The sequence below is a fragment of the Mesobacillus jeotgali genome (genome assembly GCF_002874535.1).
In the GTDB taxonomy this organism is placed as follows: domain Bacteria; phylum Bacillota; class Bacilli; order Bacillales; family Cytobacillaceae; genus Mesobacillus; species Mesobacillus jeotgali.
Genome location: NZ_CP025025.1, coordinates 3,548,231 through 3,562,440, shown reverse-complemented (window position 1 = coordinate 3,562,440; position 14,210 = coordinate 3,548,231). Strand labels below are relative to the sequence as shown.

13 protein-coding genes are annotated in these 14,210 nt (G+C 40.0%); 9 read left to right on the top strand and 4 right to left on the bottom strand.

Features of this window, described 5'->3' with window-relative positions; all coding sequences use genetic code 11:
- The first annotated feature begins 1 nt into the window (after position 1).
- The 4 genes from CD004_RS18080 to CD004_RS18065 all read left to right on the top strand — a co-directional run bounded on the left by CD004_RS18080 (position 2) and on the right by CD004_RS18065 (position 2,737).
- Positions 2 to 559 (top strand): hypothetical protein, encoded by a 558-nt coding sequence (locus tag CD004_RS18080; protein WP_102264015.1) that lies wholly within the window; start codon positions 2 to 4, stop codon positions 557 to 559.
- Between the two features lie 147 nt (positions 560 to 706).
- A complete protein-coding gene (locus tag CD004_RS18075) occupies positions 707 to 1,387 on the top strand; it encodes a Dph6-related ATP pyrophosphatase (protein WP_102264014.1) in 681 nt (226 codons plus the stop codon).
- A 200-nt stretch (positions 1,388 to 1,587) separates the two neighbouring features.
- Positions 1,588 to 1,980 carry a MarR family winged helix-turn-helix transcriptional regulator gene (locus CD004_RS18070; protein WP_102264013.1) on the top strand — a complete coding sequence of 131 codons (393 nt, stop codon included), beginning with the start codon at positions 1,588 to 1,590 and terminating at the stop codon, positions 1,978 to 1,980.
- Positions 1,981 to 2,035: 55 nt separating this feature from the next.
- Positions 2,036 to 2,737 (top strand): polysaccharide deacetylase family protein, encoded by a 702-nt coding sequence (locus CD004_RS18065; protein WP_102264012.1) that lies wholly within the window; start codon positions 2,036 to 2,038, stop codon positions 2,735 to 2,737.
- Between the two features lie 53 nt (positions 2,738 to 2,790).
- Here the strand turns inward: CD004_RS18065 and CD004_RS18060 are convergent, their stop codons facing one another.
- From CD004_RS18060 to CD004_RS18045, 4 genes are all read right to left on the bottom strand, one after another.
- On the bottom strand, positions 2,791 to 3,558 hold the full coding sequence (locus CD004_RS18060) for an alpha/beta fold hydrolase (RefSeq protein ID WP_102264011.1): 768 nt from the start codon (positions 3,556 to 3,558) through the stop codon (positions 2,791 to 2,793).
- A 574-nt stretch (positions 3,559 to 4,132) separates the two neighbouring features.
- A complete protein-coding gene (locus tag CD004_RS18055) occupies positions 4,133 to 4,660 on the bottom strand; it encodes a 4Fe-4S dicluster domain-containing protein (RefSeq protein ID WP_233435035.1) in 528 nt (175 codons plus the stop codon).
- A 4-nt stretch (positions 4,661 to 4,664) separates the two neighbouring features.
- Positions 4,665 to 6,668, bottom strand: coding sequence for a molybdopterin-dependent oxidoreductase (locus CD004_RS18050; RefSeq protein ID WP_102264009.1), 2,004 nt, complete (start codon positions 6,666 to 6,668; stop codon positions 4,665 to 4,667).
- Between the two features lie 16 nt (positions 6,669 to 6,684).
- On the bottom strand, positions 6,685 to 7,905 hold the full coding sequence (locus CD004_RS18045) for a PucR family transcriptional regulator (protein ID WP_102264008.1): 1,221 nt from the start codon (positions 7,903 to 7,905) through the stop codon (positions 6,685 to 6,687).
- A gap of 259 nt (positions 7,906 to 8,164) precedes the next feature.
- Here CD004_RS18045 and CD004_RS18040 point away from each other — a divergent pair, with 259 nt between their 5' ends.
- From CD004_RS18040 to CD004_RS18020, 5 genes are read left to right on the top strand one after another with little or no spacing between them, the layout of a single operon-like run.
- On the top strand, positions 8,165 to 9,493 hold the full coding sequence (locus tag CD004_RS18040; RefSeq protein WP_102264007.1) for a radical SAM protein: 1,329 nt from the start codon (positions 8,165 to 8,167) through the stop codon (positions 9,491 to 9,493).
- Position 9,494: 1 nt separating this feature from the next.
- Positions 9,495 to 10,217, top strand: a complete 723-nt coding sequence (locus tag CD004_RS18035) for a TorD/DmsD family molecular chaperone (RefSeq protein ID WP_102264006.1) — start codon at positions 9,495 to 9,497, stop codon at positions 10,215 to 10,217.
- A 14-nt stretch (positions 10,218 to 10,231) separates the two neighbouring features.
- Positions 10,232 to 12,799 carry a molybdopterin-dependent oxidoreductase gene (locus tag CD004_RS18030; protein ID WP_102264005.1) on the top strand — a complete coding sequence of 856 codons (2,568 nt, stop codon included), beginning with the start codon at positions 10,232 to 10,234 and terminating at the stop codon, positions 12,797 to 12,799.
- A 19-nt stretch (positions 12,800 to 12,818) separates the two neighbouring features.
- Entirely contained in the window at positions 12,819 to 13,358 is a 540-nt protein-coding gene (locus tag CD004_RS18025) for a DMSO/selenate family reductase complex B subunit (protein ID WP_102264004.1), read from the top strand.
- Between the two features lie 14 nt (positions 13,359 to 13,372).
- On the top strand, positions 13,373 to 14,206 hold the full coding sequence (locus CD004_RS18020; RefSeq protein WP_102264003.1) for a dimethyl sulfoxide reductase anchor subunit family protein: 834 nt from the start codon (positions 13,373 to 13,375) through the stop codon (positions 14,204 to 14,206).
- Positions 14,207 to 14,210 lie beyond the last annotated feature (4 nt).

Below are 14,210 nucleotides of genomic sequence, written 5' to 3'. Positions count from 1 at the left end.
GATGAATCAGTCTCTAATCGGGCTTGTCCTTTTAATCGGTTTAATGCTCCCTCCTGTTGCAAACTTGATGGAATCCGTCATGATCATTCACATGCATATGCAAATGCCGATGCTGGTGATTGCCGGCTTTTTCATGGGGCGTTTTTTTCAGCAGCGCTTTCCTCATTTTTTTTCAAAATATAATCAAGAGGGTATCCCAGGTATCCTTCTTTTTATCATCATAATGGGTTATTGGATGCTGCCGCGCACAATGGATGAAGCCTTGACTGTAAATAATGTGGAATTATTCAAGTTTATTAGTTTGCCATTCCTCGCAGGAGTGCCTTTAAGGGATTCCTGGAAAAAACTCAGCAAGAATCGGAAAAATTATATCATTGCATTTTTTACACTGATTTTTCTGGGTATGGGCTGGTTATATATTCAAGCAAACGATCAGCTATGCAATAATTATTTAGTAGTTGACCAGATGATCCTTGGGTGGGGATTCATCACAATGGCGATCTGTATGGTGATTTACTTAGTCTATGCGGCTGTTGTGGATCCTTCATTATATGAGTAGGAATTGAAGCCTTGCGACCATTTTGCCAACTTGTCACAGCTTGGTGCGTAATCAGGTATAATAAGTTGAAGGAATTTTATTTGAAGCCGTAATCGTCTCATGTAATAATCAGGGGGAAAAAGCGGATCAGGCTATAGGAGGACTAAAATGAAAATAGCAATCTCATTCAGTGGCGGGAAGGACTCCACACTAGCATTATATAAAATACAAAACAATCCTGATTTTGAGGTTGATTCATTGCTTGTGACGCTGACAGAAGGATACGACCGTGTGTCGATTCATGGAGTTCGCTATGAGCTGTTGAAGCTACAATCTGAGTCATTGGGAATTCCATTAAGAGAGGTCTGGCTTCCGCAGGATTGTCCGGATGAAAAGTATCAGGAAATAATGGAGAAAGCTATTGCTGGTATGGCAGAAGACGGAGTTACCCATATCGCTTTTGGCGATATACACCTTCAAGATGTTCGGGAATATCGAGAGAAATTGTTTTCTGCATCCGGATTAACCCCTGTTTTTCCGCTCTGGGATAAACCGGTGGAGGCAGTAAGCCGTGATTTTGTTGAACTTGGATTCAAAACGGTTTTAACATGTGTTGATTTAGAGGCGCTGAATCCCTCCTATGCAGGCAAAGTATATGACAGGAAGTTTATCATGGAATATCCGAAAGACCACGATGTTTGCGGAGAGAATGGAGAATTCCATTCATTTGTATTCGATGGTCCTAACTTTGCATTTCCGATTAACTACACATTAGGCGAGGAAAAAGTGACAAAGGACTACTTCACTCAAAAAGACCGGTTCTTATATATAGATTTAATTCCGTATTAAAGTTTATAAACTTTTAAGTGCAAATAAATAGTAAACAAACTTCCAGCAATGAAAAAAATGACGCCGGGAATAGAATTTGGAGAAAGATAATGTAAAAAATCCATAAAAAGCACCCCTTTTTTTAGGTATAAATATCGTATTACGATATTTTGTATTTTAATTATATCGTGTTAAGATGTATTTATCAATAAGAAAGTAAGGTGGAATTTTTGCTTAGTAAAGACGTATATGAGTACCTTGCTGAGTTTCGGTACCAACTGAGAAAGTTTCAGAAGTTCAGTGAAACAGCAGCTGAAAATATGGGCATCACCGCCCAGCAGCACCAATTGATGCTGGCCATAAAAGGGTACCCGGAAAGGGATTATGCTACACCGAGCGAGCTGGCAGAACGACTGCAAATCACCCATCATTCATGTGTCGGCCTGATTGACCGCTCTGAAAAGTCAGGACTGGTCTCACGCAGGAAAAACCCTGAAGACGGCCGAAGTGTTTTTGTCGATGTAACCGATAAAGGAATGGAGATCCTTGAGGGCCTGTCTGAGATTCATCTTGAAGAAATAAAGCGGATAGGATTGTTTAAAGAGAAGCTTTAAATATGAAGCAGGGAAATACACAACTGAAGAAAATTAATTTATTTAGAGGTAACTTATGAAAAAAAGAATCATCTATCTTGGAATTATAATTACAATTCTATTCCTTCTTTTGCTGGGGACTTATAAGTTAATGAATTCCCGGACTTTTCAATTATTCGGCGGACTGACAGCCCAAGTAAATACCGACGAAAAAGTGGTCGCTTTAACCTTTGATGATGGCCCAACAAATAAAGTTGAAGATATATTGCCAATTTTAGAGAAGTACGATGCTAAGGCAACATTTTTCCTGATTGGCAATGGAATCGAAAAAAATCCAGAAGCGGCACAGATGATCGCCAGGGCAGGCCATCAAATTGGGAACCACACATACTCCCACAACCGGATGGTCTTAAAATCTCCATCCTTTATCAATGAGGAGATCCAGAAAACCAATAAACTGATAGTAAAAGCCGGCTTTAACGGTGAAATTGACTTCCGGCCGCCTAATGGGAAAAAACTGCTCGCCCTTCCTTATTACCTGGATCAGCAAAATATCGATACAATCACCTGGAATCTGGAACCAGATTCCTATTACACTAATTCATCCGACAAAATAAATTACATCAAGAACAATATAAAACCTGGATCCATCATCCTATTGCATCCCATGTACGATCAGACAGGTGAAGAGCTTAAAACACTTGTGGGGATCTTAAAGACATTGAGTGCAGAAGGGTACAGATTCATCACGGTGAACGAACTTCAGAATAGTGAATGACTTAAAGTTGCTTTTTACAAGAATGATGACAGGTACCTATAGTCAGATACCTGTCATTTTATGTTTACAAATTTAAAAATTAGCTGGTTAAGTTCTTTCGCACCCTTAGTCGGAATACGATGGTCAACGTTCTCGATAAAATGCAGTTCGTTTTGGGGCAATTTTTCATGTAATTGTCTTGCATAGGCGTGAAAGGGATTATCCTTCTTGCCATAAACCAGCATGATGGGCAGGTTAATCTCTTGTAGCTGATCGACACAATTGTATTTTAGACTATAGCGGTAATATTGCTCAATGTTGCGATAATCTCCTTTTTTGGCTTCTGAAAACATATTTTTAAACAGCTTTATATTGTTTGAATTACTCCACGAGATAGACCAGGCCAATAAGTTTATAGCCCCTTTGCTTGAAAGCTTGATTCCTAAAGAAATCTTCTTTCTCAAGTAATCGTCATTTACATCAGGCATTCCCCCAACCGAAATTCCCCCCAAAGCTCTCTCAGGAAACATCAGCATGAATTCTAAAACAATAGAACCGCCTGTGGAATATCCGCATAAAAACGCTTTATTTATATTAAGGTGGTCTAATAGTCGAATGATATCCTTAATAATCAGTGGATAAGTTAATGGTTCTGGGGAGTATGGGCTTTTTCCATGTCCCCTAATATCAAAGGTAATGATCTGAAAACTTTTCGAGAGTTCTTCTAATTGATATTTGAAGTTTACTGAAGTCAATACAGGAGGGTGGATAAATACAATCGGAGTTCCGCTTCCTTTTACAGTATAATACAGGCTGGCATTATTCATATTTAACATTGGCATGTACTTGTCACCTCAATTCCTTATTACTATTAACTTTGTTATCAGGTAAGGAAGACTGTATAAAAGACAGAAGGACTCAATGATTATTTTTCCTTACTTTATTAAGGAAAATGCATGTTGCCTGATTAAGTGAAACGGAAAAAAAGGGAATTATATATAAGTAGAACTGAGGGAGTTAAGGGCTTTTGAAGCGTTAGTTATTATCAAAAAGACAATCAATAATGAAAAAAGCTGCAAAACCAATTGGTTTTGCAGCTTCTTTAGTAAGTGGAGAATAGGGGGCTCGAACCCCTGACCTCAACGCTGCCAGAGGAAATCCATGAGTGAAACTGAGTTGAATAAGTAAAATAAAAATCAATTAAGTCTTGATTTATTAGGGTTTGTGGACTGTAGTAAAGAATTTAAACCAATCTAGTACAATTAAATAAAATAAGTCTGTGCACTGTTTTGTGCACTAAGTAAAAGCGGTCATAAATAGTCAGTTAAACTAATTCTTAGCTGGCTTTTTTAAACATACCCTTTATGGTAGGTTGAATATTTTTTATAAAAAATATTTTATATTTTTCTGTCCGCATTAGAATAAAAAGTACCGTTTCCTTATCTTCTGTGGGAAAAATACAATTGATGGACGAGTAATTTGAATATCCGGAAAACCTGGGAGGGAACTCACTATATCAGGATTATTGAATTTATCCAGATTAACAATACTGAGAGCATTAGTTGTACAGGCTTCCACACATGTGGGTAATAGGCCGGCATCCTGTCGTGGATAACACATCTGACACTTAGATACCTTATGGGTCTCAGGGTCGAATTGTGGTGCATTGTAGGGACAGGAAGTGACACAGAGTTGACAACCGTCACAAAGACTTTGTTCAATTTCCACAATCCCGTCTCTTCGTTTAGTGAAGGCTCTCTGTGGACAAACTCTGAAGCATTCCGGGTTCTCGCAATGATTGCAGGAAATGGAAAGAAACAATTCAGAGCTGATTTTCTTTACTTTCCTCCAGTTGATTCCAGAGGGTGTCTGATTTTCATTTTTGCATGCAATTTCGCAGGCCCTGCATCCTATACAATCGTCTGCATTGAAGCAGAATCCCATATGTTTAAACATTGTAACCCTCCCATTTCCTCAAACGCACTATACTATCATAAAAATAAGTGCTGCTGTCAGGTTTTTCAGTGTCTTTATTTTTGATCAGCTGATTAATTGGATTGCTTCCCGCCTGATGGGTTAGCACGATGTTGTCAGGTAGATGATTAGAGATTCGGGCAGTTCCGATAATGCTGGCGGATTCGTTGTATAGCTCAACTTTGTCTTGATCTGCGATGCCTTTCTTCTTGGCCGCAGCAAGAGAGATTTCGATTAGGGATTCGTCTTTTTTAGTATTAAGCCAGGAAACCCACTCATATTGAGAATGAATCTTAAGTAAAGATTGTGGAGTTAACAGGGTAAAGCTGTCTAGCCCAGGTGCTTTTGATGCCACACAGTTATTCTCATTAGGTGTGAAAAACCTGAATATTTGTCTGTCATCAGGAAAAATTGATTTCTCTTTTTTATGGAAAGCTTTTGTCATTAAATCCTCGAAACTATTAATCCCGTAAAGATGCTTTATCTCAGGTGTTATTTCCTCATAAATCCAGTCAATCGGTTCCTTCTCGTGAGGAAAGCTGGAGAAACCGGGTGACAGTTGATTCAGCTTCCTTGTCAGCTCCCTAGCTATCTGAAGGTCGCTTTTAGCTTCGTAGTAAGCAGGAATGGCTTTTTGATTCAAGGAAATCCAATAATGCCAGTATCCTATGTTTAAATCTTCCTCCTCGAAATGGGTAGCTGCGGGAAGAACCAGATCTGATTGCATAGCCGTTTTCGTCAGATACATATCCACAGTAACAATAAGTTCAAGTTGGTCAAACAACTCTTTCCATTCCGCCAGATTTTGATCTTGAGTAAAAATATTCCGTGAAGCAATCCAAAGTAATTTTAATGGTGGGTTATCGAAGGAAAGGGCATTGTTAGCATAGTCACTTATATCAACAGACCTTGATTCTAGAACAAGCTCATTTGGTGGACCTTCAAGATTAAGGAGCTTGTTAGGAAAGGTTTCTACATCAAAGTGCATAAAATATAAGCCTGCATTGGGAATAGTTAAATTCCCGGACAAAGCCACAAGACTGTTAATTGCCTCGATGCTGTCATTTCCATTGCTGTTTCTTTGGATTCCCAACCCAGCCCAGGTAGCGGTCGGCTTAATAGAATAATAAAGGCTGGCTAGTTCTGCAATAGCTTCTGGGGGGACACCAGTTATTTCATAAACCTCTTGCATTGTAATCCCGTGAGTTATGAAATTGATATATTCATTCCAACCTTCTCCTCTTTCATTAAGAAAGTCGTTTGAAGCATAGCCATTTTCGTATAAAAGCTTTGCGACTCCAAGGGCGAGCCACATATCAGTGCCAGGTTTGATTTGAATGTATAAGTCTGCTTTTTTTGCTGTCTGAGTAAGAACAGGGTCAATAACAACTAGGATTGCTCCCTTTCTGCGTGCCTCGTAAATGAACTTCATTTGATGCACATTTGTAACGGCAGGGTTTGCTCCCCAAAGGACAATCATTTTAGAGTAGGTCATATCTTCTGGAACTGCACTGAACTTCTTGCCAAATGAGTATTCTAGAGCATTCAAACCAGTTAAGGCACACGGGTTACCAACTGGTTTAGTATGAGTGCCAATGCTGTTGAAAAGCCCTTCAGTCGCATAGTGGAGGAGACCAAGATTACCAGAATATTTATTGTATCCTGAAGCAAGATTGGATCCGTATCGAGCTTGGAGTTCGATCATTTTCTTACCTATAATGGAATAGGCATCATCCCAGGATATCCGCACCCAGTTGCCAGAGCCTCGAGGGGTTTGCAGCATAGGATATTTCAGCCGGTGAGGATTATAGACAAACTGAGTATAGGCGTAGCCTTTAGCACAGAGACTTCCCTTTGTAAAACCATGAGAAGGGTCACCTGTTACCTTAACTAGTTTATTGTTTTTCACATGAGAAAGAATTCCACACGTACCATAGCAGTTTCGCGGACAGGTATTCCGGTATATTCCATCATCCATGCATACACTCCCTTTTTTAAATCTTTCTCATCTTCTTGATTTTGAACGCAGCAGTAACATTCAACCTGTTGTTGATATCATCTAGTTTGTATTCCAAGATATCTTCAATCTTTTTTAGTCTATAGCGAAGGGTGTTTTTGTGTAAAAACAGTGCTTGAGCTGTAGTGATCATGTCAAATTGATTGTTCGCATACGCTTCCAACGTTTCCGCGAAATCAGTATTATGAATGCTATCGTAATTAATCATTTTTCCGAGAATCGTTTCATAATACTCCTTCAGGTCCTGAGTATCATGCTTATATAAAATACGTTCAAGACCAAGCTCTTCAAAGTAGGGAACTTGGATATCCAGTAATTCTCCAATCTCAAGAGCAACCTTAGCTTCTTGAAAACTCCGAAATAAATCCCGGGGATCATTGTAAGTTTTTCCTATTCCACATGAAAAAAAGCGTTCAGGTTCTTGTCTATGCATTTCCTTTAATACAATTTCTGCAATTTTCCTAGAGCAGTCCTTTAGACTCTTCTGTTCTTCTTTTTTGGTGGTCAATATTAAGGAAACTTGATTACCTCGCTTCATAGCTATAGGTTCCCATCTTCTCTCCACAACGGTTCTTTCCACTATATATAGCAATTTATTTAATAGTTTTTTATCTGTCGCATAATGGTTGAAATCCTTCAAGGTAAAGACAAGGACTGATTGTTGGAGGCTAAAATCCCAATTCCAAACTTTTGCGTGTTCAAGAATATCGTCCTTTTGCTTGAGGTTCCCATATAGAAGGTCAAAAAGGAACGGTTCCTTGAACTTAAGTTTCTCTTGCCGTATTTCGAGCTTCATTTGTAGCTTGGATGCTATGAGGAGAGATGCAAGTGACATTAACGTTTGATTTTGTACCTCGAGTTTAGCAACCTCTGAATCTACGAGGTAAAGGTACCCAAGAATTTTATTATCATAGGCAACAACGGTTCCCCAACCCCGATAAACATAAGAATCAGTTATCAGCTCATAAAGAGAGAAGGATGGATCTTTATGCTGTTCTAACTGTTGGATGGCCATAATGCTTCCTATAATATGGTTCGGGTCTTTTAAAGCACTCGTAATAAGTTGATTATGGTTATTCGTTAAAATAACATCTTTGCCAGACAGGTCAGAAACTTTTTGAATGAAATAGGTTAGATTTTGGTGACTTGCTTTGGTTAATTCTGTTGCAATTTCAGGTATACATGCGGATTGTTCCATGAGGTTAATCCTTTCAAATATATACTTTGTAATACACTTTCATGGTATTGCAGACTTTGAGCTTTAACAACTGGTTTCACAGAAACGTAAAAGTTAGCTTCAACGTTGCAGTCACAATTTCGACACTATCACATTGTACGAAGATACAAAAAAGGAGTCTGATATTCGTACTCTTAGTACATGGGTGTGGGCACTAATCGATTCTATAATGTATTTATAAGTGAAAAGTTTCACAATATGGCGATTAGAGGTGAAACAAATGGTTAGACCAGTAGAACAAGAGTTAGAAAAAATCCAAAATCAATCACTTTATAAGTATGCAAGGATTTATAAAGATATCGAAAAAGAAACACACAATCATATTGAGGAATTTGGTCTTCCCTTTGAGAGAAGACCCGACCAAAGTGAGAGAGATCAGCAACTTAATAATCTTAAAGACTGTGGTGCCACTTTCCGTAATAATTGCAAAAGTGTCGTCTCAAATGGCAAGATTTCTACCGCATGTGAGGCATGCCAGACTGGGGTGGGAAGTTATACAAATTTCGTTTCGTTGAAATGTCATCGTGACTGCTATTTCTGCTTCAATAAAAACCAAGACAATTACCAGTTTTATCACGAAAACCAACGAAATGCCGTGGAGGAACTTGACCAACTGTTCAATAGTGAAATTTCCGTTACCCACCTGGCGCTGACAGGAGGTGAGCCGCTCCTGCACCCCTTAGAGACAATTGAATTTTTCAGGAAGGCAAATGTGTATAAACCTGCCATTCATACCAGGTTATACACAGCAGGTGACCTTCTAACAGAGAATATCCTTACAGAATTACAGTTAGGTGGTTTGAATGAAATTCGTTTCAGTATAAAGATGGAAGATTCGAAACAAAAACAAAAGCACATTCTAGAGAAAATAAAGCTTGCTAAGAACTTCATTCCCGATGTTTTGGTTGAGATGCCGGTCATTCCAGGCACTGAAAAAGAAATGAAGGAACTGTTGTTAGCTCTTGAAGACATTGGAATCTTTGGTATCAACCTGCTTGAATTTTGCTTTCCGCTTGGGAATACTGAAGCTTTTCAAGAAAGAGGATTCAAGCTAAAAAACCCACCTTATGATATTTACTATAACTTTTGGTATGCAGGAGGCCTGGCGGTAGCAGAAAGTGAGAAGCTTTGCCTGGAACTTATCCAGTTTGCCATAGAGAAAAAATTTAATATGGGTGTCCATTACTGTTCGCTGGAGAACAAGTTCACAGGGCAAATATATCAGCAAAATTATAATCAAATACTTGATGAAACGTACACTTTTTCTCCAGTGGACTATTACTTCAAAACTGCAAAGGTGTTTGGAAAGGACCGTAAAACGGTTCGCAAAGTGCTTGATAAAAAGAAAGTCTCTTATTTAGAGAATAGCGACTATGATTTTCTGCAGTTTCCAGTTGAAAGCATTCCGTTTTTATGGAAAAAGGAGATTCAGGTTATGATCTCATCCAATGTCATTGAAAATGATGAACATGGTCGTTCAATCAGGGAAGTACATCTAGAAATCGTACACCCGACTGAGCTGGAGAAAATGATAAGAAAGGATGATTGATATGCAAGCAACCAGGAAGGCGTTAAAGGTGGAAGAAATCGTTGACCTTTTTTATGCGCGACAAATCGCATACGACATACTAAGAAGGTTTTTCATGGAAGAGCCATCGAAGGAATATCTATCGTTATTCATACAAGAGAATATGCTGGATGGGTTTCCTTTCCAGAAAGAATCAAATATTATTGCGTCAGGTGTGAGATCTGTAAGGGGTTATCTGGAAAAATATAAACCGATTATTTCTTCAAAAGATTACGATGATTTGCATTGGGATTATACAAGGCTTTTGATTGGCCCATTCGAAGTACCAGCTCCTCCATGGGAGTCAGTCTACCTCCGTACTGATCGTCTGCTTTTCCAAAAGACAACGATGGATGTCAGGAAGCTATATCAAAAGTATGGACTTCAATCGACTGATTATAACATGGAAGCTGATGACCATATAGGGCTGGAATTGGACTTCATGTTCCGACTAAATTCCTTATGTCTAGAGTCGTGCGCTACAGTAGTGGACACATCTGTACCTGAAGTTGTCTATCTACTAAAAGAACAAAACAACTTTATGCGAAACCACCTTGGTAAATTTGCTCCAGCTTTCGCCAAGAATGTTATACAGCATGCAGAAACTGAGTTCTATGCAGGAATGGGAATGATTCTTGAAGGTTTTATTGATATGGATTCTAGCGTTCTATCAGAATTGCTGAACATAGAATTAATGAAGGAGTAAAAGGAGGGTACACCATGTTGGATTTAGTAGAAAAAATAAAAGACTTAAAGATGTCCAGAAGATCTTTTATTGGGTGGACATCTGCTACAGCAGCAACAGCAGCTATCCCGGTAACGCGAGGCCTAGTTGCCAAAGCAGAGAAAAATGCCGCAGACAAGGCGGAAGGAGAGGTATGGAAAACTGCAGCATGCTGGCATAACTGTGGTAGCCGCTGCTTAAACAAAGTCCTTATTAAGGACGGGGTAGTCATTCGTCAAAAGACGGATGATACACACGAAGACAGCCCAGATTTCCCACAACAGCGCGGCTGCCTAAGGGGACGTTCCCAGCGGAAGCAAGTATTTAGTGCAGACCGACTGAAATACCCAATGAAACGGAAGAATTGGGAGCCTGGAGGGGGTAACAAAGATCTGCGTGGCCGTGATCAGTGGGTTCGTATCTCCTGGGATGAAGCATTTGGCATTGTAGCTTCCGAAATTAAAAGGATTACAGGGAAATATGGAAATGAATCTGTCTTAGTCACTGGAGGAGATGCCAATATCACAAACGTGATGAAAGCGGCCGGAGGATATACAGCTTGCTATGGAAGTTCTTCCTGGGGAGCATGGAGATGGATTTGGGAACAGATGGGTGTAGGAGAAGGTCTAATTGTAAACGGTATTAATGATCGCCTGGATTTGAGAAACTCCCAGTTGATTGTCCTATGGGGTGCGAATCCTGCATGGAGTACGATGGGAAGTGTAACCTACAACTACCTTCAAGCGAAAAAAGTTGGTGCGCGATTCATCTCCATCGACCCGATGTATTCAGAATCGGCTAGGGTTTTTGAAGCGGATTGGGTGCCTATCCGACCTGGTACGGACGATGCACTTGCTTTTGGAATCATGTATACGCTTCTTGATGAAGATTCCCCAACCAATCCTTTGGTAAAGTGGGACTTCCTTGATAAATATACAATTGGCTTTGACGCTGACCATATGCCTAAAGGTGCTGATCCAAAAGAGAATTTGAAAGACTATATACTTGGAACTTATGACGGACAGCCGAAAACACCTGAATGGGCTTCTGAGCTTTGTGGGATAAAACCATCCGATATCCGTAAATTAGCTCGTCAAATTGGAGGAACAGAGCGCGTAGCTTTGTTAACAGGATGGTCACCGGCACGTATTTCAAATGGCGAAGGATGGGTACAGGCATTTTCAGCACTTGGGATGATGACTGGCCATATGGGAAGCCCAGGAAATATGACTGGTGTCAGTTGTTGGGAGTATGCAGGCAACATGGGTCCTATGCTCTTAACTTCCGGAGGTAAAGGAACGGCTAAGCTCGACAATAAGGTAGATAACAATATCAATGAGAACGAAATCTGGGATGCGGTACTGAAAGGTAAATTCCTTCAGCGCTATGAGGGAGAGCGTAAAGCTAATATTCAATTTATTTACCATAATTACAACAATACACTTCAAACGAGAAGTAATATTGCCAAAGGAATTGAAGCCCATCGGAAGGTGGAATTCGTTGCTGCGAATGCGTATGTACTCACAACCAATGCAAAATATGCAGATGTCGTCCTTCCTGTTGCTACTCAATGGGAAACTGAAGGCGCAGTAACTGGTGGTAACAGGGAGATTCTTATTACATGGTCAAAAATCATTGATCCGTTATATGAATCAAAGACCGACCAACAAATTGCCGAGGGTATTTTGGAGAAACTCGGTATAAACCCTAAAGAAGTATTCCCAATTTCTGAAAAACAACAATACTTCAACCAATTGGCTGGCAGTATGGTTGTCAAAGAAAACGGAGTAGACTATGAGCCACTTTGTACCATTACCGCAGCTGATATCAAGGAAATGGGAGTAGAAGGAAAACCGCAACAAGGTCGCATCCCTTTGAAGCAATTTATTGAGCAAGGAATTTATCAGGTGCCTCGTAAGTTAGGAGACAATTTTGGATTCATTGCCTACAAAGATTTTATCGATGATCCCAAAGCTAATCCAGTATCGAGTGAGAGCGGTAAATTCGAAATTTACTGTAAGGCAATTAATGAACTTTCCAAAAAAGCATACTCCGAAATCAAGCCAATCCCGGTGTATGAACCAAAAGTGCATGGTTATGAATCTACCTTTGAAAATTGGGAATCCAAGAAGAAAGGAAAATATCCATACCAAATTATCAATCCACACTATCTCAGACGTTCACACAGTACCTTTGATAACGTTCCACAGCTTCGTGAAGCGTGGTCAAATCCTGTGTATATCAGCAGCCACGATGCGAAAGAAATAGGCGTTAAAGATGGCGAAACCGTACTAATGTCAAATGAATTTGGCAAGTCACTCCGTCCGGCAAAAATCACAGAAGGGATTATGCCAGGAACCATCGGGCTTCCACATGGAGCATGGATTGATATTGATGAAGAGACTGGCATTGATCGTGCTGGTGCGGACAATTTATTCGTGCCTCACATTCCTAAGGGACTTGGTTCATCCGGTTTTAACCTTGCCCGTTGTAACATGGAGAAATGGGAAGGAAAGCCAATTGAAGAAGATGTCAAATGGCCGCAAAGAATTATCAAATTCTAGTAGAAAGAAGGTGTAATTCATGGTGCAAATGGGATTTTATATAAATGTTGCTGAATGTGTAGGCTGTAAAACTTGTACAGTCGCATGCAAAGACAAAAATGACCTAGAAGTCGGCAGGAACTTCAGAAGGGTTTATGATTTCGAGGAAGGATCCTACCCAAAGCCTTCAATGTGGCATCTGTCTATCTCATGTAATCACTGCGACAATCCGGCGTGTGTTCAAGGCTGCCCAACAGGCGCATTATACAAGCAAGATAAAGATGGAGTGGTCCTTATTGATCAGGATCATTGTGCAGGATGCAGATATTGCGAGTGGAACTGTCCATATGGCGCTCCTCAATTCAACGAAGAACTTGGTAGGATGAGCAAATGTGATACTTGTATCGATTTGCGAGAAAAAGGTGAAGACCCTGTCTGTGTATCATCATGTATCATGCGCGCGATCGAATTCGGCCCAATTGATGAATTACGTAAGAAATATGGAGCGAATGCAGATATCAAAGGATTACCTAAGTCATCCATTACAAAACCAAACTTGGTTCTTGGAGGAAGCAAATAAAAGGAGGGATTAACATGCATGAGTGGCCGTTATTAATATTTACAGTTGCTATTCCAGCGGCTACCGGAGGGATCCTCTTCCTTTGGTTAGTCTCTAAGAAACTCGAGAATAGTGGCAAGAATCTAATTAGTTTAATGAAAATTCCAGTGGTGGGCCTTGCCTCCATCTCTCTTATTGGGCTTGCTGGTTCATTTTTTCACCTTGGCAGCCCGATGAATGCTATCCATACCATCAAGGGCGTCGGACGTTCATGGATGAGTAATGAGATCATTTTGACGGGTGCTTTCATTGCTCTTCTATGTATCATTGCTGGGATGGTTATCGTTTATAAAAAAATTAATCCAATGTTGATGCTAATTACAGGGATTGTTGGGTTAGTTGCAATTTATGCAATGGGCAGTGCATATGCAGTTACCAGGGTTAACGGCTGGGATCACCCGAATACGTATCTAGTTTTTTATGGTACTGTATTTGCCTTAGGGCCAGTTTTAGGAGCAGCACTACTACTACCAAAACTAACTGGTGATCAAGTCAAGCAAGTGATTCAGTGGGCTTTTATTTCCGGTATCTTTGGAATAGGAATTCAGTTGATTGGCACAGCTATGTTCTCGGCTTACAGCCCAGAAGTGCAATTGATTTCAGGTATGACTGCTGCAGATAAACTTGCACCTTATTCTGGAATGATTGGAGCTCGATGGTTTATAGAGATCTTTGCTCTTGGAGTGCTAGGGTATATGTCACTAAGCGGGAAGCAAAAAGTCAATTATGCCTTTGTGATGGCTGCGTTGCTTGTATTCGTAGTCGCAGAAGGTATGAGCAGATATGTATTCTATGTATTAGGATCCTAAATTT